General features: G+C 63.6%; 20 protein-coding genes. 15 read left to right on the top strand and 5 right to left on the bottom strand.

Features of this window, described 5'->3' with window-relative positions; all coding sequences use genetic code 11:
• Positions 1 to 39: 39 nt before the first annotated feature.
• Both A9975_RS17560 and A9975_RS17565 read left to right on the top strand, forming a co-directional pair.
• On the top strand, positions 40 to 756 hold the full coding sequence (locus A9975_RS17560) for an RNA polymerase sigma factor FliA (protein WP_006162649.1): 717 nt from the start codon (positions 40 to 42) through the stop codon (positions 754 to 756).
• Positions 753 to 1184, top strand: coding sequence for a flagellar protein FlhE (locus tag A9975_RS17565; RefSeq protein WP_183033943.1), 432 nt, complete (start codon positions 753 to 755; stop codon positions 1182 to 1184). The genes A9975_RS17560 and A9975_RS17565 overlap by 4 nt, the downstream gene beginning before the upstream one ends.
• Positions 1185 to 1382: 198 nt before the next feature.
• On the opposite strand, the gene A9975_RS17570 is transcribed toward A9975_RS17565, so the two are convergent.
• The 3 genes from A9975_RS17570 to flgA form a co-directional block, all read right to left on the bottom strand.
• The gene (locus A9975_RS17570) at positions 1383 to 1841 is read right to left on the bottom strand and encodes a flagella synthesis protein FlgN (protein ID WP_183033944.1); all 459 of its coding nucleotides are present in this window, start codon (positions 1839 to 1841) and stop codon (positions 1383 to 1385) included.
• Positions 1842 to 1895: 54 nt separating this feature from the next.
• The gene (flgM, locus tag A9975_RS17575) at positions 1896 to 2201 is read right to left on the bottom strand and encodes a flagellar biosynthesis anti-sigma factor FlgM (protein ID WP_183033945.1); all 306 of its coding nucleotides are present in this window, start codon (positions 2199 to 2201) and stop codon (positions 1896 to 1898) included.
• Positions 2202 to 2368: 167 nt separating this feature from the next.
• Complete coding sequence (flgA, locus tag A9975_RS17580) at positions 2369 to 3088, bottom strand: flagellar basal body P-ring formation chaperone FlgA (RefSeq protein ID WP_183033946.1); 720 nt, start codon at positions 3086 to 3088, stop codon at positions 2369 to 2371.
• Between the two features lie 222 nt (positions 3089 to 3310).
• Here flgA and flgB point away from each other — a divergent pair, with 222 nt between their 5' ends.
• The 11 genes from flgB to flgL all read left to right on the top strand — a co-directional run bounded on the left by flgB (position 3311) and on the right by flgL (position 14003).
• Positions 3311 to 3721 (top strand): flagellar basal body rod protein FlgB, encoded by a 411-nt coding sequence (gene flgB / locus A9975_RS17585; RefSeq protein WP_183033947.1) that lies wholly within the window; start codon positions 3311 to 3313, stop codon positions 3719 to 3721.
• 7 nt (positions 3722 to 3728) lie between these two features.
• Positions 3729 to 4136: a flagellar basal body rod protein FlgC gene (gene flgC, locus A9975_RS17590; protein WP_183033948.1), complete on the top strand. Its 408-nt coding sequence runs from the start codon at positions 3729 to 3731 to the stop codon at positions 4134 to 4136.
• Positions 4137 to 4150: 14 nt separating this feature from the next.
• On the top strand, positions 4151 to 4822 hold the full coding sequence (locus A9975_RS17595) for a flagellar hook assembly protein FlgD (protein ID WP_183033949.1): 672 nt from the start codon (positions 4151 to 4153) through the stop codon (positions 4820 to 4822).
• Positions 4823 to 4878: 56 nt separating this feature from the next.
• Positions 4879 to 6120 (top strand): flagellar hook protein FlgE, encoded by a 1242-nt coding sequence (flgE, locus tag A9975_RS17600; protein WP_183033950.1) that lies wholly within the window; start codon positions 4879 to 4881, stop codon positions 6118 to 6120.
• A gap of 50 nt (positions 6121 to 6170) precedes the next feature.
• The gene (gene flgF / locus A9975_RS17605) at positions 6171 to 6914 is read left to right on the top strand and encodes a flagellar basal-body rod protein FlgF (protein WP_183033951.1); all 744 of its coding nucleotides are present in this window, start codon (positions 6171 to 6173) and stop codon (positions 6912 to 6914) included.
• A 51-nt stretch (positions 6915 to 6965) separates the two neighbouring features.
• Positions 6966 to 7751 (top strand): flagellar basal-body rod protein FlgG, encoded by a 786-nt coding sequence (flgG, locus tag A9975_RS17610; protein ID WP_183033952.1) that lies wholly within the window; start codon positions 6966 to 6968, stop codon positions 7749 to 7751.
• 2 nt (positions 7752 to 7753) lie between these two features.
• Positions 7754 to 8431, top strand: coding sequence for a flagellar basal body L-ring protein FlgH (gene flgH / locus A9975_RS17615; RefSeq protein ID WP_370564869.1), 678 nt, complete (start codon positions 7754 to 7756; stop codon positions 8429 to 8431).
• Between the two features lie 14 nt (positions 8432 to 8445).
• Positions 8446 to 9579 (top strand): flagellar basal body P-ring protein FlgI, encoded by a 1134-nt coding sequence (locus A9975_RS17620; RefSeq protein WP_183033953.1) that lies wholly within the window; start codon positions 8446 to 8448, stop codon positions 9577 to 9579.
• 2 nt (positions 9580 to 9581) lie between these two features.
• Positions 9582 to 10604 (top strand): flagellar assembly peptidoglycan hydrolase FlgJ, encoded by a 1023-nt coding sequence (gene flgJ, locus A9975_RS17625; RefSeq protein WP_043356992.1) that lies wholly within the window; start codon positions 9582 to 9584, stop codon positions 10602 to 10604.
• Between the two features lie 215 nt (positions 10605 to 10819).
• The gene (flgK, locus tag A9975_RS17630; RefSeq protein ID WP_183033954.1) at positions 10820 to 12733 is read left to right on the top strand and encodes a flagellar hook-associated protein FlgK; all 1914 of its coding nucleotides are present in this window, start codon (positions 10820 to 10822) and stop codon (positions 12731 to 12733) included.
• A 37-nt stretch (positions 12734 to 12770) separates the two neighbouring features.
• Positions 12771 to 14003, top strand: a complete 1233-nt coding sequence (gene flgL / locus A9975_RS17635; RefSeq protein ID WP_183033955.1) for a flagellar hook-associated protein FlgL — start codon at positions 12771 to 12773, stop codon at positions 14001 to 14003.
• A gap of 351 nt (positions 14004 to 14354) precedes the next feature.
• Here the strand turns inward: flgL and A9975_RS17640 are convergent, their stop codons facing one another.
• The gene (locus A9975_RS17640; protein WP_183033956.1) at positions 14355 to 14678 is read right to left on the bottom strand and encodes an H-NS histone family protein; all 324 of its coding nucleotides are present in this window, start codon (positions 14676 to 14678) and stop codon (positions 14355 to 14357) included.
• 434 nt (positions 14679 to 15112) lie between these two features.
• Positions 15113 to 15346 (bottom strand): helix-turn-helix domain-containing protein, encoded by a 234-nt coding sequence (locus tag A9975_RS17645; RefSeq protein ID WP_174424079.1) that lies wholly within the window; start codon positions 15344 to 15346, stop codon positions 15113 to 15115.
• A 357-nt stretch (positions 15347 to 15703) separates the two neighbouring features.
• Here A9975_RS17645 and A9975_RS17650 point away from each other — a divergent pair, with 357 nt between their 5' ends.
• Positions 15704 to 16195, top strand: coding sequence for a hypothetical protein (locus A9975_RS17650; RefSeq protein WP_174424078.1), 492 nt, complete (start codon positions 15704 to 15706; stop codon positions 16193 to 16195).
• The gene (locus tag A9975_RS17655) at positions 16192 to 17913 is read left to right on the top strand and encodes a metallophosphoesterase (protein WP_174424077.1); all 1722 of its coding nucleotides are present in this window, start codon (positions 16192 to 16194) and stop codon (positions 17911 to 17913) included. The genes A9975_RS17650 and A9975_RS17655 overlap by 4 nt, the downstream gene beginning before the upstream one ends.
• The last annotated feature ends 1797 nt before the right edge of the window (positions 17914 to 19710 follow it).

Here is a 19710-nt window from a genome sequence, read left to right on the forward strand (position 1 = left end):
CGCCGGGCCCTGCAAGCTAGGACTCACGAGAATTCCACCATGTATACGATTCAGGGAAAGCTCGAACAGACTGATACCGTGACGGCGCATGCGTCGCTGGTGCGTCGCATCGCCTTGCAACTGGCGGCCAAGCTGCCGGCCAGCGTGCAGCTCGATGACCTGATCCAGGCCGGCATGATTGGCCTGCTTGACGCCGCCAAGCGCTATGAAGACACCCACGGTGCGCGTTTCGAGACCTACGCCAGCCAGCGCATTCGCGGCGCCATGCTCGACGAGGTGCGCGCCAACGACTGGCAGTCGCGCAGCCTGCGCCAGTTCACGCGGCGGATCGAGCGCACCGTGCGCGGCCTGGAGCAAACGCTGGGCCGTGCGCCGCTCGATTCCGAAGTGGCGCAGGAGTTGGAGCTGCCGCTCGACGAATACCAGACGCTGCTCAACGAGGTCTATGGCTGCCAGTTGCTGCACTATGAAGACTTCGAGCGCTCCGGCGAAGAAGACTTCCTGGACCGGCACCTGAGCGTGAGCGATGACGGCAACCCCCTCACTGTGCTGATGGAGAGCGGTATGCGCGAAGCGCTGATCCGCGCCATCGAGCGTCTGCCCGAGCGGGAGAAGCTGGTGCTGTCGCTGTGCTATGACCAGGAGCTGAACCTGCGGGAAATCGGCGCGGTGCTGGAAGTCACCGAGTCGCGCGTGTGCCAGATCCGTAGCCAGGCGATTACACGGCTGCGTTCGCAGTTGCGCGGATTGCTGTGAGCGGCTGGCCCAAGCGCTTCGCCGCGGCGGCGCTGGCCGTGGCGTGCTGCCCGGCACTGGCAGCGCCTGGCGGGCAGGCGCTGCATAGCTGGTCGGCTTCGGTGAACGGGCCCGCGCTGTACAGCAGAGGCTTGCGCACCGTTTCCGTCCCGATTTCACCGACCGGTTATTTGCCGCAGGCGCAGGGCGCGATCACGACGGTGCGGTGGCGCTATAGCTTCTCGCGTACGCCGCCGAATGAACTGCAGGCTTACCTATGCAATGCGCAACGATGTGTATTGCTGTCGGGGGCTGAGGGGCTGACCGAGGCGTTTAGCGGGGATGACGCCGCCAAAGGCTTTGTGTTTGCTTTTCAGGTGCCGGGAAAGGGCGCGTTGACGCCGGTCTTGATTGGGCAGGCCAATGAGGTGACGGTTGGGTTTCGGTGAGGGGGGCTGTGGTTGCTTCGCTGCTACGTCTTAGCTTCAACGGCTTAACTTCAACGTCAACAGCCTAAAGTCAAAGGCAGTTTCACCATCCCAATCGTCCTCTGTTCCCGCTGGCTTGCTCCCCTCTCCCACTTGTGGGAGAGGGGCCGGGGGAGAGGACGGGCACTCGCAAGAACGAGATGCCATGAACTACCAAATTCAACCACTGGCCAGGCTGACCCCTTGCGGCCCGGTCTGCGTGCGCCCGTCGCGCCCGTAGAGCGTCGTGTTGTCACCCCGTTGCCGCAACGCCAGGATCGCTTCCTCGGTGAACTCGAGATGCGCATCCACAACCGCGGCATTCAGCGCATTGGCGTCGCTTGCAGTGCGTGCCGCAAACACCAGCGTGCGCCATGCGGCTTCCACCGACGGATCGATCTGGCGCCCGAACAGCTGGCCGCCCGCGCCGGTGCGAATTCCCATGGCGCCCATTTGTGCCTCGCGCGTGCGCGTCAGGGCACTCAGCAATCCGGCCAGTTCGACCTTGCGTTCCAGCAGCCCGGCAAGGGCCTGGTAATCGCCGGCCTTGATCAGGCTTCTCTCTTCGCCTAGTACGGTGGCGAACTCCTGCGCGAGCTCGGTTTCGCGGCGCAGATTCTGGATCAGGGACTGGCTCATGGCTTGCCTATCTTAGGGTGGGGTTGGCGATGCGGCCCGTAGCAAGCCGCGGTGTCAGGCGCCGCCGCTGAGTTCGCGCAGGGACGCGAGCAGGCCGTCGGCGATCTTGCTTGGGTCGATCTTGATGCGGCCTTCGGAAATAGCCTGGCGGATCTCTTCGACCTTGGCGGTGTCGATATCGTCGTCATGGTCTTCCACCATGCGCGCGCCGATCTCGCGCACCTGGGCCGACAGGGGGCTGCTGACGCGCACGCTGGACGTCTCCGGAGCAGCCGTCGAACCGGGGGCGCCGGCCACGCTGCGCACGGCGCCGTCGATGGCGTCGCTCGGCCTCGACGAGGTGGTCTGATTGATCTTCACGATGATTCCTTGCTGGGTACCTTTGGCTTATCGGATGCTTCGGGCGAAACTTTAGGTCGAATTGCGACGCCGCAGCGCCGTTTTTCCGGCCCCGGAGCGCGCCATATTGTCTCATGAGCCGGCTCATGAGACGCGTACGCAACTCCGGGTGTCGCCGTCCCGATTTCCTATTGCTGTAGCACCACCGTGTCGCCATTGCGCACCAGCGCATTAACCACCTGACCGCTCTTGAGCCGCACCTGGACGTTGTTGCCCACCGCAGCCTCGGCCATGACCTTGCCTTCGCTGCTGAGCTGGAACGAATCGCCTTCCACCAGCACCGTCACGTTCTGGCCCTGGCGTACGGCAATGGCCTTCTTCAGTAGGTCCATCCGCATTGGCGAACCCGCGGCGATGCGGTTGGCCGCCACCGCGCCGGTCACCTGTGCGGGATCCGTCACCACCGCGCGCGGCAGCGACGCCAGGTCGCCTTGGCGGACTTCCATATCGGCCGCATCGATGGCCTCGCCGGGCATCAGGTTACGCCCGGCCACATAGTAGTCGGCCACCACCGACACGCGCGCTTGCACGTAGCGGGTCCAGGGACGTTCGCCGGCGCAGCGCACGCCGACCGAGACCCGGCCCCAGGGGGACGCGCCCGGCGGCAGGAACGGCTCGGGCAGCGGGCAATCCGGCGCGCGCCCGCCCGAAGGCGGCACCACCTGAATGGTGGCCTTGCCGGGCAGGCCGGCAGTCTGGCGTTCAAGGAATTGTTCGACCGCGGCGCGCACCGGGTCTTCGGGGAACGGCGAGGGCGGCGCCGCGCCGGCGCTGCCGGGCAGCGTGCCGCCAGCGGCCAGCACGCAGAGCAGGGCGCGCGCCGCGGCGGCCCGGAAACGAGGGTTCATGTGTACATCCAGGCAAGGAAACGACGCGGGCTGCACCGCGAAAGCGGGTGCCGCGTGCGTGTCAACGGGTCCTATTGTAGGCAGCCCCGCGTTCTTGCTCGAGTCGAAATGCGCGGTTTTCTTTGCCCTATTCGTGCGATTGGCATGAAGGGGCCGCCCCTAAGATGGCACACCTGAAGAAGGTCGACCTTCGTTGCTCTCCCCCTCCAGCGAGACACAGACATGATTGACAGACTCGATGCGGCGTTGCGCTTCCAACAAGAAGCGCTGAGCTTGCGGACCCAGCGGCAATCGGTGATTGCCTCCAATATCGCCCATGCCGACACACCCGGCTACAAGGCGCGCGACTTCGATTTCTCCAGCACGCTGGCGCAAAGCGTCGAGCGCGGAAAGCAAGCCGAAGGCGTGTCGCTGTCCACCACCTCGGCGCGCCACTTGCCGGGCGTGACGTCTGCGTTCGCCGACAAGATGCAACTCGACTATCGCATCCCGATGCAGTCGAGCATCGATGGCAATACCGTCGAGATGGACACCGAGCGCGTCGCCTTTGCCGACAATGCGGTGCACTTCGAGTCCGGGCTGACCGTGATGAGCGCCAAGATCAAGACCATGCTGTCGGCCATCCAGCAGTGAGCACGCCATGCCCGCAATGAACATCTTCGAAGTCGCCGGTTCGGCCATGGCTGCGCAGTCGCAGCGCATGAACGTGACCGCGTCCAACCTGGCCAATGCCGACAGTGCGGTCGGCCCCAACGGCCAGCCTTACCGCGCCAAGCAAGTGGTGTTCGGCCTTGCCGCCACACCAGGCCAGAACGACGTGGGCGGCGTGCAGGTGGAGGGCGTGGTGGAAGATCCGTCGCCCCCGCGCATGGTGCACAACCCCACGCATCCGCTGGCCAATGCCGACGGCTACGTCACGATGCCAAACGTTAACCCGGTGGAGGAGATGGTCAACATGATCTCGGCCTCGCGTTCCTACCAGGCCAACGTGGAAGTCCTCAACACCGCCAAGAACATGATGCTCAAGACACTGACCATCGGTCAGTAAAACCGGGATACGCAATGACCACGACCTCCTCCACAGGCAGCAGCACCAGCGCCGCCGGGATCGCCAATACCCTGCAAAGCGGCAGCGCCTCCGCCGCTGACCTGCAGAACAACTTCCTGACGATGCTGGTCACGCAGATGAACAACCAGGATCCGCTTAACCCGATGGACAACTCGCAGCTGACCTCGCAGCTCGCGCAGATCAGCCAGGTGAGCGGCATGCAGACCTTGAACACCACGCTGAACTCGCTGCTGTCGCAAGTCAGCGCGAGCCGCGCGATGGATTCGGCAGCGCTGATTGGCCACACCGTGATGGTGCCGGGCAATGCCACCACGGTGGCCAGCGGCGTGCCGGGCCAGATCGGCGTGGACCTGCCGTCCACCGCCGATGCGGTCACGGTCCAGGTGGTCGACGCGAACGGCAACGTGGTGCGCAACATCAACATGAATGGCCAGACCGCCGGCGTGCACGACATCGCCTGGGACGGCAAGAACGATGCAGGCGTCGCCGTTGCCGACGGCGACTACAGCTTCAAGGTCACCGCTACCGCCAACGGTAAGGATGTCGCGCCGGTCGCGCTGGTCTACGGCAAGGTCAACAGCATCAGTGGCGACTCCACGGGCGTGCTGGTCGACATCGGCGGCGGCCGCACCGCGCCGGTCGACGGCGTGCGCCGCATTCTTTAATCACGTGGCCACGCGCGAGACGCGCCGGCAGGATGTCAGGTAACTAGGAGAAAATCATGGGTTTCGGTCAAGGGGTAAGCGGCATCAATGCCGCCGCATCGAATCTGGACGTCATCGGCAATAACATCGCCAACGCCAACACGGTCGGCTACAAGCAATCGACCGCGCAGTTCGCCGACGTGTACGCCGGCACCAAGATCGGCTTGGGCACGACCGTGAATTCGGTGGTGCAGTCGTTCAACCAGGGCAATATCGAGTCGAGCGGCAATGCGCTCGATGTGGCCATCACCAATGGCAATGGCTTCTTCCGCCTGACCGATTCCTCGGGCTCGGTCTTCTACTCGCGCAACGGCCAGTTCCAGCGCCAGCAGGACGGCAGCATCACCAACGCGCAAGGCCTGAAACTGACCGGCTACCCGGCTGGCACGACGGGCGGCGGCGCTGTGCAGCCGCAGCCGCTGGTGGTGCCGAACACCACGATGGCCGCCAAGGCGACCACCACCCTCGGCATCTCCTTCAACCTGAACTCCGGCAGCACCGTGCCGACCACGCCGTTCGCCAGCACGCCGGCCGCGCTGCCGACGTCGAGCATGTTCAACTACAGCTCCGGCGTCACCGTCTATGATTCGCTGGGCAACGCCAAGCAGCTCACGGCGTACTTCTCCACGGGCACGCCCGGCGCGGGCACGTTCCCGGCGCCCGGCGGCGGCGGCACCGACTGGACGATGAACCTGACCGACGCGGCGGGCAACGTGGTTGGCGCGCCGATCACGCTCAAGTTCGACTCGAAGGGCACGCTGCAGTCGCCGGCCGCAGGCGCTACCACCACCATCAACATTGCCGCAGCCAACGGTGCGGCACCCCTGGCCATCGCGATGGACCTGACCGGCACGACGCAGTTCGCCGGTGCCAACGACACCAAGCCGCCTGTGCAGAACGGCTATACCGCGGGCAGCCTGCTCGGCTTCGCGATCCAGCCGGATGGCACCATCCTTGGCAGCTACTCGAACCAGCAGACGCAGTCGCTGGGCCAGGTCGTGATGGCCGGCTTCGGCAACGTGCAGGGCTTGAAGCCGGAGGGCAACAATGTGTGGTCCGCGACCGGCGCATCGGGCCAGGCCGTGGTCGGCGCGGCCGGCGGCAGCCTTGGCACGCTCAAGTCCAATGCGGTGGAGGCATCCAACGTGGACCTGTCCGGCCAGCTGGTCAGCCTGATCGTGGCGCAGCGCAACTACCAGGCCAACGCGCAGACGATCAAGGCGCAGGACACCGTCATGCAGACGCTGGTCAACCTGTAATGCGCAGCGTTGGCAAGACGAGCCGCACGGCCAGGAACTAAAGGGACGCCATGGACCGCATGATCTATACCGCCCTGTCGGGGGCCAAGCAGACGCTCGACCAGCAGGCCGCGGTGTCCAACAACCTGGCCAATACTTCCACGCCGGGCTTCCGCGCGCAGGTCAACATGTTCCGCGCGGTGCCGGTGGTGGGGCAAGCCTCGCCAACGCGCGCATTCACGCTGGCGTCCACGCCTGGCGCCGACTTCAAGGCCGGCCCGCTGACCTACACCGAGCGTCCGCTGGACGTGGCGCTGCAGGGCAACGGCTGGCTGACGGTGCAGGCACCGGACGGCACGGAAGCCTATACGCGCGCCGGTTCGCTGCAGGTGTCGGCGGACGGGCAGCTGGTTACCAGCACCGGCCTGCAGGTGATGGGCGATGGCGGCCCGATCGCGGTGCCGCCGGGCGCGCAGATCACCATCGGCAGCGATGGCACGATCACTGCACGCGGCCCAGGCGAGACCTCCGCGGGCCTGGCCCAGGTGGGCAAGCTGCGGCTGGTGAATCCACCGCCCGATTCGATCGCCCGAGGCGACGATGGCCTGTTCCGGCTGCGCCCCGGCGCGCAGCCGCTGCAGGTTGACGCCAACATCCGCGTGATTTCCGGTGCGATCGAAGGCAGCAACGTCAACCCGGTCGAGGCGATGGTCGACATGATCGCCAACGCCCGCCGCTTCGAGATGCAGATGAAGATGATCCAGGGCGCTGACACCAACGATCAGCGCGCTAATCAACTGCTCTCGAATAACTGAACTTTGAATTGATGTGCCGCCGCGGCTCGCGGCGGCCTTGTGAGGACAAACATGATCCGCTCTCTCTGGATTGCCAAGACCGGCCTCGATGCGCAGCAGACGCAGATGGACGTGATCTCGAACAACCTGGCCAACGTTTCCACCAACGGCTTCAAGCGTGGGCGCGCCGTGTTCGAGGAACTGATGTACCAGACCGTCCGCCAGCCCGGCGCATTGTCTTCGGACCAGACCACGCTGCCGTCCGGCCTGCAACTGGGCACCGGCGTGCGCCCTGTGGCTACCGAGCGGATCCATACCCAGGGCAATCCGCAGCAGACCGGCAACAGCAAGGACGTGGCCGTGATCGGCCAGGGCTTCTTCCAGGTCACGATGCCCGACGGCACCACTGCCTACACGCGCGATGGCTCGTTCCAGGCCGACCAGAACGGCCAACTGGTGACGTCCAGCGGTTTCGTGATCCAGCCCGCCATCACCCTGCCGGCCAACTACACGGCGCTGACGATTGCTCGCGACGGCGTGGTCTCGGTGACCCAGCCCGGTTCGAGCGCCAACGTGCAGGTCGGCCAGCTGCAACTGGCTACCTTCGCGAACCCGGCCGGCCTGGAGAGCCTGGGCGAGAACCTGTACGTGCAGACCGATGCGTCGGGCGCGCCGAACACCACGGTGCCTGGCCTGAACGGCTCCGGCACGCTGCAGCAGAACTACGTCGAAGCGTCCAATGTGAACGTGGTCGAAGAGCTGGTGAGCATGATCCAGACCCAGCGCGCCTACGAAATCAACAGCAAGGCCGTGCAGACCTCCGACCAGATGCTGCAGCGCCTCACCCAGCTGGGATGATCATGATTGCCTCGCTGACTCGCCTGGGCGCGCTTGCCCTTTGCTGCTTCGCGACAGGTTGCGCGATGATGCCGCGCGAGCCGCTGGTCCAGCTGCCCACCTCCGCGCGCGCAGAGCCGCGCGCGCTGGCGCCGGCGAGCGGATCGATTTACCAGTCGTCGTACGCGGGCAATCCGTTGTTCGAGGATCGCCGGCCGCGCAACGTGGGCGATATCCTCACCATCGTGATCAGCGAGAACGTCAACGCCAGCAAGAACTCCGGCACCAACGCCAGCCGCACGTCAAATAGCGCGCTGGCCTTCGATGCCGTGCCAAGGGCGCTTGGCGGGCTGTTCAGCAGCGCCCAGAACGCAACCATGAGCGGCGCCAATGCGCTCAAGGCCAGCGGCGGAGCCAGCGCCACCAACACGTTCAACGGCACCATCACCGTGACGGTGCTGGAAGTGCTGGCCAACGGCAACCTCATTGTCTCCGGCGAAAAGCAGATGGCCATCAACCAGGGCGCGGAATACATCCGCTTCTCCGGGGTGGTCAATCCGCGCACGATCACCGGCGACAACGCGGTGCCGTCCACGCAGGTGGCCGATGCGCGCATCGAGTACACCGCCAAGGGCTATATCGACGAGACGCAGAACATGGGCTGGCTGCAGCGTTTCTTCCTCAATGTTTCACCGTATTGATCACTGACCGCGTCATGTCCCTGTCTTCGTTCCCCGCCTCGCGCAGCCGCTTCGTCCGCGCTCTCTTCCTGGCGCTGACGCTGGGCCTGCTAGCAGGCGCATCGCATGCGGAACGGCTGAAGAACCTGGCCAACTTCCAGGGCGTGCGCGACAACCCGCTGGTGGGCTATGGGCTCGTGGTGGGGCTGGATAACACCGGCGACCAGACCATGCAGACGCCGTTCACCACGCAGAGCCTGACCAACATGCTCTCGCAGCTCGGCATCACCCTGCCGGCCGGCAAGAACATGCAGCTCAAGAACGTGGCGGCGGTGATGGTCACCGCCACGCTGCCGCCGTTCGCACGGCCCGGCAGCCAGCTCGACGTGGTGGTGTCGTCGATGGGCAATGCCAAGAGCTTGCGTGGCGGCACCTTGCTGATGACGCCCCTCAAGGGCGCCGACGGCCAGGTCTACGCGATCGCGCAGGGCAATATGCTGGTGGGCGGCGCGGGCGCGTCGGCCAACGGCAGCAAGGTGCAGGTCAATCAGCTGGCGGTGGGCCGCATTGCCAATGGCGGCATCGTGGAGCGCGCAGTGCCCGCGTTCCAGCCCGAAGGCGGCATCCTGAACCTGGAGCTGCGCGAAACCGACTACGGCACGGCCGAACGCGTTGTCGAGGCCATCAATCGCGCGATGGGCGGCGGCGTAGCCAGCGCGCTGGACGGCAGGGTGGTGCAGGTGCGCACGCCTGCGGCGCCGAGCGCGCGGGTGGGCTTCATGGCCCGCATCGAGAACATCGAGGTCACGCGCGCCAAGGCCGCCGCCAAGGTCATCCTCAATGCGCGTACCGGCTCGATCGTGATGAACCAGGCCGTGACGGTGGACGACTGCGCGGTGGCGCATGGCAATCTGTCTGTGGTGATCAATACCCAGCCGGTGATCAGCCAGCCGGCGCCGTTCAGTGGCGGCCAGACGGTGGTGGCGCCGGTTTCGCAGATCAACATGAAGCAAGAAGGCGGCGCACTGCAGATGGTCAAGGCCGGCGCATCGCTGGCCGCGGTGGTCAAGGGCCTGAACGCGCTGGGCGCGACCCCGGCCGACCTGCAGACCATCCTTGAAGCCATGCGTGCGGCGGGCGCGCTGCGCGCCGACCTCGAGATCATCTGATCATGTCAGCCAGCCGCGTGGCCGCACAGGCCGAACTCTCGCAACGCTTCGCCCTGGATACGCAAGGCTTCGAAGGCCTCAAGCAAAGTGCCCGTACCGGAGCCACCCCGGAGACGCTGCGCACCGCCGCGCGCCAGTTCGAGGCGGTGTTCACGCAGATGGTGCTCAAGAGCATGCGCGACGCCACGCCGCAGGATGGCCTGTTCGACAACGAGCAGACCAAGCTGTACATGTCGATGATGGACCAGCAGCTGTCCCAGCAGATGTCCACGCGCGGCATCGGCCTGGCCGACGTCATGGTGCGCCAGCTCGCGCGCGCCAGCGGCGCGGGCCTGCCGCCCGAGCTCGCCGGCGCTGCCGCCAAGCAGGCCGCCGTGCAGGCGGGCATGGACGACGCGGCCCCCGGCCTTGCGCGCACGCTGGACATGCGCAACGGCGACGCGGACGCGCCGCGCGCAGGCAGCGTGGTGGCCGGCACCAGCTGGAACCCCACCGCGGGCCTGCGCCAATACCAGTCGCAGGACACCGGTGCCTGGCAGGGCGGCAATGCCGTGTTGCCGGAAGACACGCCGGCCCACATCAGCGCCTTCGTTTCCCGCATGGCGGGGCCGGCGCAATCCGCGGCGCGCGCCACCGGCGTGCCGGCCAAGCTGATCCTGGGCCAGGCCGCGCTCGAATCCGGCTGGGGCCGGCGCGAGATTGCCTACCCGGACGGCAGCACCACCTTCAATGTCTTCGGCATCAAGGCGGGCGCCAACTGGAAGGGCCAGGTCGCGGAAATCACCACCACCGAATATGTCGACGGCCAGCCGCAAAAGGTGCGCGCACGCTTCCGTGCCTACGGTTCCTACGATGAAGCCTTTGCCGACTATGGCCGCTTGCTGAGCAACAACCCGCGCTACGCCGAGGTGTTGGCCGCGGCCACGCCGGACGATGCGGCCCGGGGCCTGCAGCGTGCCGGTTATGCCACGGATCCGGCTTACGGCGAGAAGCTGGTCCGGATCATGCGGAAAGTGCCCGTCTGAGCGCATGCCGCGCCCTGGCGGGGCGCAGGTCGGCCGGACGTAAATTGTCGGCGCCGCGCTCTAAAGTCTCCTTGTACTTCTGCCGTTACTTACATCATTCACCGCCGTCCATGTCCGGCAGCGGCGAACCGGCATCGAAGGCTCCGCGACAAGCGGCCACGGTGCACGGATCGCCAGGTCAGGCACACGGCAGCCACCAGATGCGGGGTTAGAGCATGTCTCTCTTCAATATCGGACTTTCCGGCCTGAACACGGCGCAGAACGCGTTGACGACGGTTGGCCACAATATCAGCAATGCCGCCACGGCAGGCTATACGCGGCAGAACACCATCATTGCGTCCGCAGGTGGCCAGTACACCAGCAGCGGCTTTTACGGCCAAGGCTCCAACACGACCTCGGTGGTCCGCGTCTATGATGAATTCCTGACCGGCCAGTTGCGCAGCGCCCAGTCCGCCAGCGCCCAGCTCTCGACGTACTCCAGCCAGATCGGCCAGATCGACAACCTGCTGGCCGACCAGACGGGTGGCATCGCACCCCTGATGCAGAAGTTCTTCGCCGCCGTGCAAGGGGTGTCGGACACGCCAGCGGATCCGGCCGCGCGCCAGAACATGATCAATGCCGGGCAATCGCTCACCGGTCAGGTGCGTGCCGCCAACTCTTACTTCCAGCAATTGCGCGATGGCGTCAATACCCAGCTGCAGAGCTCGGTGACGCAGATCAACGCCTACTCCCAGCAGCTTGCCAAGCTTAACGACCAGATCACGCGGGCCACCGCTGCCGGCGGCGGCCAGCCGCCCAATGACCTGCTCGACCAGCGCGACCAGATGGTCTCGCAGCTGAACCAGCTGGTAGGCGTCAAGGTGGTGCCGCAGGACAATACATACAACGTGTTCGTCGGAAACGGCCAGCCCCTGGTGATGGGGTCGAACTCCTATGACCTGAAGGCGGTGCAATCGTCGGCCGATCCGTCGCGTACCACGATCGCCTACACGCAGGCCAACGGTAACGTGACCGAGATGGACGAAAGCACCCTCACCGGCGGCTCCGTCGGCGGCTTGCTCAAATTCCGCACCGAGTCGCTGGATCCCGCGCAGAACGCCATCGGGCGGCTCTCGGTGACGCTGGCCCAGACCTTCAACGACCAGCATAAGCTCGGCGTGGACCTGACCGGCCAGATCGGCGGCAACCTGTTCAAGCTCGGCACGCCCGTCACGCTGCCCAAGAGCTCGAATACCGGCACCTCGCTGGTATCGGCCAGCATCAGCAATACGTCGCAGCTGACCACCAGCGACTACACGCTGACTTACGACGGCACCAACTACTCGCTCACGCGCATGTCGGACAACACGGTCGTGGCCACCCAGGCGGGCGCTACCGCCACCTATCCGCTGACGCTGTCGGCGGACGGCGTGGACGTCAAGATCCCGACGGCGATGTCGGCCAATGATTCCTACCAGATCCAGCCGACCCGCAATGTGGCCGCGGGCATGGACATGGCCATTACCGATCCCGCCAAGATTGCTGCCGCAGGCCCGCTGCGCGCCAGCGCAGGCACCACCAACACGGGTACCGGCACGGTCAAGGTCAGCAATGTCGCGCAAGGCTTCAGCCTGCCCGCTACCACGATCACGGCAAAGTACAACGGCGCCAACTACGTCTTTACCGATGCGACCGGTGCACCGGTCGTGCCCACCAGCGGCCCGACCCCGAGCGGCACCGCGACGCAATACTCGTTCAACGGTGTCACGGTCAGCTTCGACGGCACGCCCAAGACCGGTGACAGCTTCACGCTGGCGCCCAACCTGAGCGGTGTGTCCGACAACGGCAACGCGCTCGCGCTGGCCAAGCTGCAAACCACCAAGACCATCGGCGGCGTGTCGAGCTACAACGACGCCTTCGCGCAGCTGGTCAACGACGTCGGCAGCCGCGCCAAATCAGTGCAGATCGCGTCGACGTCGCAAGACAGCGTCACTACCCAGGTGCAGACGGCGCAGCAAGCCGTCTCGGGCGTGAACATGGATGAGGAAACGGTCTCCATGCTGCGTTTCCAGCAGCTCTACCAGGCCAACGCCAAGGTCATCCAGACTGCCACCACGCTGTTCGACACCATCATCGGTATCGGCCGCTGATCGCTTCTGAAGACCCGGATCTCCTAAAGGAACAGACATGCGCGTTGCAAGCTCCACGCTCTACCAACTCGGCCTGGCCTCGATGAACAGCCAGCAAGGTTCATTGCTGCATGTGCAGCAACAGCTTGGCACCGGCCGCCGTATCCTGACACCGTCCGACGACCCGGTGGGCGCCACCCGGGCGCTGGTGGTCTCGCAATCCAGCGCGGTCAACAGCCAGTACGCCACGTCCCGCAAACAGGCCAACACCAACCTGTCGATGGAACTGACCTCGCTCAACAGCGTCGTCACCACCGTCCAGAACATCCAGACGCTGGTGGTGCAAGCCGGCAACGGCACCATGAGCGACGCCGACCGCGCCTCGGTCGCCTCCTCGCTGCAGGACTCATACAACCAGCTGCTCGGCCTGTCCAACGCCGACGACGGCAACGGTCAGTTCCTGTTCGCGGGCTATCAGTCGTCCACGCCGCCGTTCGCGAAGAACGGCAGCGGCGCGGTGGTCTATGGCGGCGATACCGGCCAGCAACTCCTGCAGGTCGACGTTGCCCGTCAGATGCCCACCAACGACAACGGCAACGCGATCTTCATGAGCGTGCAGTCCACCGCCACCTACGTTGCTTCATCGCCCACCACCAATACGGGCACCGGCGAGTTCAGCGCGATCTCGGTGACGGATCCGACCAACGCGCTGTACGGCCACAGCCTCTCGCTCAATTTCGCCACCAATGCCGTCACCGGCAAGATGCAGTACCAGGTAATGGACCAGAGCGCCGCGCCGCCGGCCGCCGTTGGCGCCCCGGTGGACTATGTGGACGGCGCCGGCATCTCGGCCGGCGGGCTCTCGCTGTCGATCAAGGGCACCCCCAAGGATGGCGATGTCGTCAACCTGCAACCCGCCAAGCAAGCCGGCACCGACATCTTTGCCAACCTGCAGAGCGTCATCAACGCCCTGAAGCAGCCGATCGTCACTGACACCGACCGCGCCACGCTGGCCAACGCGCTGTCCACGGCAAACCGCCAGATGGCCAACTCGCTGGACAACGTCAGCACGGTGCAGACCTCGGTCGGCTCGCGCATGAATGAGCTTGATGCGCTCAACACCATCGGCACCAACCGCGGGCTGAACTACACCGAGACGCTATCGGGCCTGCAGGACCTGGATTACTACTCGGCCATGACCGAGTACTACCAGCGCCAGACTTCGCTGCAGGCGGCGCAGCAGTCGTTCATGCAGATCCAGGGGATGAATCTGTTCAAGTATCTGGGGTAAGCGCGACGTTTTGCGCCCGGCAAAAAGATGTACGGCGGGAATAAAGACTGGAAACCGCTATCGTTAAGTTTGGAAAAAGTGCGAGAGCTACCTGCAAACCGGCTCCAGACAACGATTTTCCAGTCTCTGCGCATCTTCCTCCACGCTCGCGGGAGAGGGGCCCTACCCTCGGAATTGCATCTGAGTTCATGGCAGACGTGCGGCAGGAACCACGCCTAATATAGGTCAGGAAGCGCTCGCCGTCACTGTGTTTGTTGACAGTGTGAAGGGCATGCATCCAGGTCCTGGATCTTCACTTCCGTAGCAGGAGGCGGCCGCCTAGAAAGAGTCGGCGGGGCCTTGGAACTTGGATTAGAACCCGCTAATCAAGTAGCGATCAGGCCTCGTTCCAATCCACGCGGGTGCTCTACCACGTCCTGACCAAGTCCTGCCGGTTTTGGGGTCCATGTACTTCGCAGGAGGACGAGCCCGGAGGCTCACAATAGGGTTGTCGATTGCGTTTGCTTGCGGACGTCCCCGTTCTCGCTTGGCCTCTAGATCATTGGCAGTCAGCCCATATTGTTCCATCAGCGCGCGGATTCGGGCTATCGCGCCTGAAATCTCCTCAGCCCGCACTATGGCTATCCGCGCTTCGAGAGCTTCCTTTTGGAGCAACAGTTCCGCGTAGGTTGCCATATCGTTCTCCATTAATTCCTCTGTCACCGAAGTGAGGAATTCGACGGGCTCACCTCAAGCCCGATCCAAGAATGGCAGCCGGCCAGGGCTGCTCTGTCGCGCCCGTCTCAAAGGCCAGACACATCTGCGACGTTGACCTCGAGAGCAGTAACAATCTTATCGAGTGGAAGATTCGCCGTTCCGGTTTAAATGGGAGAGACGTGGTTGCGGTCAAGTCCCAGCCGATCACTGAGCTCACGCTGAGAAATATGTCGGTCGGTGCGTAGCTTCCATACAGCAGTTCCGATATTCACAACACCAGAACGCTTGCCAAGAACCTCACCGGCAGTTTGGTCACCTTCCACAAGAAGGTGCAACGGGCTTATGGAATGTCCATCGCACAAGTGTGGACGATTTGTCATCTGAACTCGGTCAGCAGTTTGCTGTTTATTTGTTCAGCTAGGTTCGCTGAACAAAACGCCTAGATCCACTCCCAGAAAGTCCGCAAGCCGGCAAGCATTGTCCACAGTGATGTTCGTGATACCTCGCTCTACTTGGCTGACATAGGTGCGATGGAATCCAGCCTTTTCAGCGAGATCCTCCTGAGATAGGCCCGCCGCTAACCGAGCCGCGCGCAAATTGGTGGCAAAGCGAATGCGGCCGTAGCTCTTTTCTGCACTTTTTGACATCCGCGCAGATTGGCTAAAGTCAGCTTAAAAATCTACATGTGCAAACATCTACTGTGTATACATCTACTGACTAAACATCTACAATAAATGGTCGGTTCGGGCCGAACGGACTCCCGAGCAAAGCGATGGCACCCACAAGCGAAGCGGCTCCGACTCTGATAGCTTAGCTTCGCACCAACCAGCATTGCGCCTCCATGGTGGTTGGAATCGGCTTGCACATGAGGGGGGATGACTGAGCCCCAGGGTTGTGTATGGGGCCGCGGCTCTACCGTAAGAGTCAGATCACGCTTCGCTTTCCGTTCGGCGTCATTTTGACTTCGCGGGGGAGTGCAGTGGGGTTAGCTCAAAGGTTGGATCATGAACGTCGTTGAATTACAGGTTGTGGCCCTCAGCGGAATCCTTGAAGGCAAGTACTACCCCCCGTCACTACGAGCACTCGCTCGCCTGTTTGACGCGAAGGTCTATTGGAAAAACGCCGGAGCAATCTATGAACTTCCCGCTCACGAAATCGCTGGGGAGATGGAGATGCGCGCGGAATTGATCCGGCTTTATCGGGACTTACTTCTTCTCAGCGCTCGTGAGCTGCCGGTGGGGGAGCGGGAAGCCTATGTTGCCGACCAGCGGTCACAGCTTCGTGTCACCACAGGAATGCTGGAGGCGGAGGTGGAGATCGTTTGTGCCCTGGCCTTCGCCGCGCTGGACGAGTTGGGTACAGAGATTCTGCAAGGGCTAGATTGGCTGTGCGAGGCCGCCATCCTCAGTGCGCGTTTCCGCGACTTCACGTCGCGCGAGACAGAGATGTTCCGGCGCGCTTTGGCGGGCAGCACGCCCATCTTCGTCGCGCAATGAACGCGAGCGCCTCGGTGGTCTGGCCGCTCGTGGGCGCAAAGCCGCTGCCGCGTATCCATGTTCTTTCGGATCTCCACCTGGAGACCGGAGCGTATGAGATTCCCGCCGACCTGGAGTACGACATCCTGATCGCCGCCGGCGATATGGGTCCTGTCGAACTCTCGATTCCCTGGCTGGCCAGCTTGGGCAAGCCCGTGGTGTATGTGATGGGCAACCATGAATACTATGGCCGGGAGTGGCATGAGGTCCTGCCGGCTGCCCGGGCCGCCGCCAAGGGAACCCAGGTCCATGTGCTCGAGCGCGGCAGTGTCGTCATTGGCGGTATCCGGTTTCTTGGCGCCACCCTCTGGTCGAACTTCGGCGGCTGGCATGCGGGCCTCGTCGCCAACGCGCGACAGTACCTCAATGACTATCGCCAGATCCGCGCCACACACTGGCATGCGCAGCGGCGCAATCGCACCTGGCTGCGCCGTTGTTACCAGAAAATTGCGGCGCTGCCGGAGTCCGAAAACATCTGGTTTGATCCCGCTATCGCCTATGCGGAGCATCTGCGTTCTGTCACTTGGCTGGAGGGAATGCTGACTAGCGGCCTGCGCCAACCCACCATCGTGGTGACGCACCATGCCCCCAGCTTTGCCTCGTTGCGTGAGTTTGGTGTGGCCGAGCACAACCTCTGTGCCGATGGCTGGGAAGCTTCGCGAAACGCAGGATTGCGCCGGGTAGCCGCTTATGCTTCCGACCGTGATGCCGTTCTGGCGGAGCATCGCGAGCGCATTCTATGTTGGGTGCACGGGCACCTCCATCATCGGCTCGATGTCCTGGCAGGAGGAGTGCGAGTCTTATGCAATCCCCGCGGCTACGCCCGAAAGCCCATCACAGCAGCGGATGCCGCGTTGCGCCAACTCTTCGGTGCGCCGGTTTCGGCCGCCGATGTGGAGCGCAGCCAGGCCATGCATCGGCTCAACCCCTATCTTGGTGATGGCATCGAATTTGACAACCGGCTGTTGCTGGATCTCGAGGACGGCTTGGCGCTGCCGGCAGCACGTCGTATACGGGTGCCGCTCTCGCAGCTCGAGGCGATCGCGGGCGACACCTGTGGCCTGATGTCCAAGGTAACAGCCGACGACAACCTTGTCGCCTCCTGCGTGCGCCGGGTGATTTGCGCCAATAGCCACGCCTTCCAGCTAACCTTGGACGAAATTGTCAGCAACGTTGGTGACGCGCTGGACTGGCGGCCACGAGCCGTGCAGTCGACCCTGGAGAAGCCGCAGTGTAGCCCGGTGCTGCACTTGCTGGAGGATGTGGTGGGGGGCAGTGAAGCCCTGCGCGAACGAATATCTGAGCACTACGCCTGCCTGGAAGCTTGGATTGCATGGGCGAAGACGTTACCAATCGCCGCGGCACGTGCGCTGCAAAGATGGGGTGCCGCAGCCTATGCACTATTGAATCTGGTGCATGAGCTGGGATTCGATGCTCGCATCGAGCGGCCCAGTATCGATGCGCTGCGCAGCGTCAGTGAGAGCACCACGTATCGGCTCTACATCGACGCCGACCCAACAGAGCTGAATAGCGTGCATAGGCAGATCACGCAAATCGAAGTTGGCATCTTCGGGCGCGACTATTTGCGGATCGATCTCTCGCTGGAGGCGGCGGAGGGCAGAGCAATCTGGGGAACTGGGCGGCTGCTGACAAGGGAGGCCCTCGCCCAGTGGCGATGACGGTAGCCAGGGTCACCGAGTTAGCACGAAAGAGGGCAATTCAGTCACCCACGCATCAATAACAATTTTGAGAGGGGGAGTCTATGTCACGTGTGACCGTCGAACTCTGGCCGGGCGGCCGTCAATCGGGAAAGATCGAGATCGCCACTGCTGACATTGGTCGGGTCAGAACCGACCGATTGTGCGACTACGAGGTCGACCTGCATGAAGACCGCCTGGGCGCGATGGGATCGAGTTCCGTGAGCCAGTATCCCCGGTGGAGCGCCAGTATCTGGGACCTGGTGCTACGCGCTATTGCAGTTGGCCTGACAGGAAGTGAGACGTTGCCTGAGCGTCCCGTATATCCCCGAGGTTGCGCTATGTGCACCTCTCCGAAATGCCGCAGTTGACCCGTACTTGCTTCGACCACAGCATCCGCAATTCCAGTCGCCCGGCCATTAAGTTCGATCCCAAGCCGTGGAATTGCGCATATGCCTGGGACTATCCGGATAGTCTCTGCGTGCAGCGCTAATGCCGGCCGAATCGGAGGCAAAGCCTTCGTCTGGATACTCGGTCGCCCCATGCCCGGCGCGGTTGTAGCAAGACCGATTTCGGTTTGAATCGACCGCGGAAGTAGGGGAGAGTTACTCCTGCTGACGCGGCCTCACCTCCTTCATCTTCTGTTCTCATGTTTGTTACAGACCCATCTTGGCGCGAACCCTCGGAAGCAAAGCGGTACATGGCCGGGCCCTCAGAGGCTTGGTGTGTTGTTGGGATCACCCCGGAGGCGCCGCCATTCCTCGTTCAGCTTGACCCGTCCTCCCTGGAGGACAGCCAGTTCGTGTGCGCGTTTGTGGTCGCATCCGTGGAAGCGTTGTTGGCGGTGTGGCCGCAGCTTCCGGCAAACGCCCGTAGCAGCGCGCTCGTGCAGATCCTCCGCAATCGGAAATTCGAGGAAGTACACGCGTTGTGGAGCTATCAGTTCGAATCCGACGGCCCATTGTTTTACGCCTACGCTGGTTTGAACGATGCGCTGGCGCCATACCATCATTGGCAACCTGATCCCTCGGGCACGTGCACGCGTTTGATGTCTTTCCCTAAGACCGCCAGTCGCGATATTGACATAGCAAGCCGCCTCACTGAACAAGGCGACCGGCAACGACCCCTCCTTCATTGTGACGGCACTCAGCCAAACGCCGGGTAGGCCGGAGCGTAGAGCAACGCAACCGTCCGTCAGTTTGAGCCAACGCACATCGTGAATTGGAGGCGATCATGACAGGGGCTGAGCAATGGCACGTTATGCAACGCTTGCGCTCCCCCAAGGCAAATATGCCGCGAAGGCGCGGTACAGACTATTGGGCATCGTTCATTGCTGGAGGCCGACGTGGCAACTGAGATAGCGTGTTGGGGATATACGGCGTGGCGCACGCAGCGCGCGACGGGATATGAGGTCAGCGGCTACGTGGACGGGACGGAGTTTTGCATCGTGTCCGCCGACCCAAACGAAGCGGAGCGGTGCTTCTGTGTCGCGGCCCGGCGCGCTTGGTTGCGGCAGCAGGTGCGAAAGATGCGAGGGCTCCCCGCTCGAGTGGTGCCGCCAGTGAGCCGGGCGGACACATACCATGAGATCACGCTGAGGATGTTGCTGCGCGCGTTACGTGACGTCACAGGATCCAGGAAATGGTGATCCCGACGCGCGGGCACGCCGTCGAAGTGGGTACGTGGCTCGGCGAAGCAGCGACGCTAGGCATAGTCGCCTCGACGTGGAAGCAGGCTGACCGGCGCAGCTCCGCGTAGTCGAGGCCAGCATGCGTTGAG

The organism is Cupriavidus sp. UME77 (assembly GCF_014170355.1).
Classification (GTDB): Bacteria; Pseudomonadota; Gammaproteobacteria; order Burkholderiales; family Burkholderiaceae; genus Cupriavidus; species Cupriavidus basilensis.

Excerpts from the sequence above, each read along its gene's own strand:
- A9975_RS17560 (WP_006162649.1), top strand. The coding sequence starts at position 40 with ATGTATACGATTCAGGGAAAGCTCGAACAGACTGATACCGTGACGGCG.
- A9975_RS17570 (WP_183033944.1), bottom strand. The coding sequence starts at position 1,841 with ATGAGCCAGTCCCTGATCCAGAATCTGCGCCGCGAAACCGAGCTCGCG.
- flgA (WP_183033946.1), bottom strand. The coding sequence starts at position 3,088 with ATGAACCCTCGTTTCCGGGCCGCCGCGGCGCGCGCCCTGCTCTGCGTG.
- flgB (WP_183033947.1), top strand. The coding sequence starts at position 3,311 with ATGATTGACAGACTCGATGCGGCGTTGCGCTTCCAACAAGAAGCGCTG.
- flgC (WP_183033948.1), top strand. The coding sequence starts at position 3,729 with ATGCCCGCAATGAACATCTTCGAAGTCGCCGGTTCGGCCATGGCTGCG.
- A9975_RS17595 (WP_183033949.1), top strand. The coding sequence starts at position 4,151 with ATGACCACGACCTCCTCCACAGGCAGCAGCACCAGCGCCGCCGGGATC.
- flgE (WP_183033950.1), top strand. The coding sequence starts at position 4,879 with ATGGGTTTCGGTCAAGGGGTAAGCGGCATCAATGCCGCCGCATCGAAT.
- flgF (WP_183033951.1), top strand. The coding sequence starts at position 6,171 with ATGGACCGCATGATCTATACCGCCCTGTCGGGGGCCAAGCAGACGCTC.
- flgG (WP_183033952.1), top strand. The coding sequence starts at position 6,966 with ATGATCCGCTCTCTCTGGATTGCCAAGACCGGCCTCGATGCGCAGCAG.
- flgH (WP_370564869.1), top strand. The coding sequence starts at position 7,754 with ATGATTGCCTCGCTGACTCGCCTGGGCGCGCTTGCCCTTTGCTGCTTC.
- A9975_RS17620 (WP_183033953.1), top strand. The coding sequence starts at position 8,446 with ATGTCCCTGTCTTCGTTCCCCGCCTCGCGCAGCCGCTTCGTCCGCGCT.
- flgJ (WP_043356992.1), top strand. The coding sequence starts at position 9,582 with ATGTCAGCCAGCCGCGTGGCCGCACAGGCCGAACTCTCGCAACGCTTC.
- flgK (WP_183033954.1), top strand. The coding sequence starts at position 10,820 with ATGTCTCTCTTCAATATCGGACTTTCCGGCCTGAACACGGCGCAGAAC.
- flgL (WP_183033955.1), top strand. The coding sequence starts at position 12,771 with ATGCGCGTTGCAAGCTCCACGCTCTACCAACTCGGCCTGGCCTCGATG.
- A9975_RS17640 (WP_183033956.1), bottom strand. The coding sequence starts at position 14,678 with ATGGCAACCTACGCGGAACTGTTGCTCCAAAAGGAAGCTCTCGAAGCG.
- A9975_RS17645 (WP_174424079.1), bottom strand. The coding sequence starts at position 15,346 with ATGTCAAAAAGTGCAGAAAAGAGCTACGGCCGCATTCGCTTTGCCACC.
- A9975_RS17650 (WP_174424078.1), top strand. The coding sequence starts at position 15,704 with ATGAACGTCGTTGAATTACAGGTTGTGGCCCTCAGCGGAATCCTTGAA.
- A9975_RS17655 (WP_174424077.1), top strand. The coding sequence starts at position 16,192 with ATGAACGCGAGCGCCTCGGTGGTCTGGCCGCTCGTGGGCGCAAAGCCG.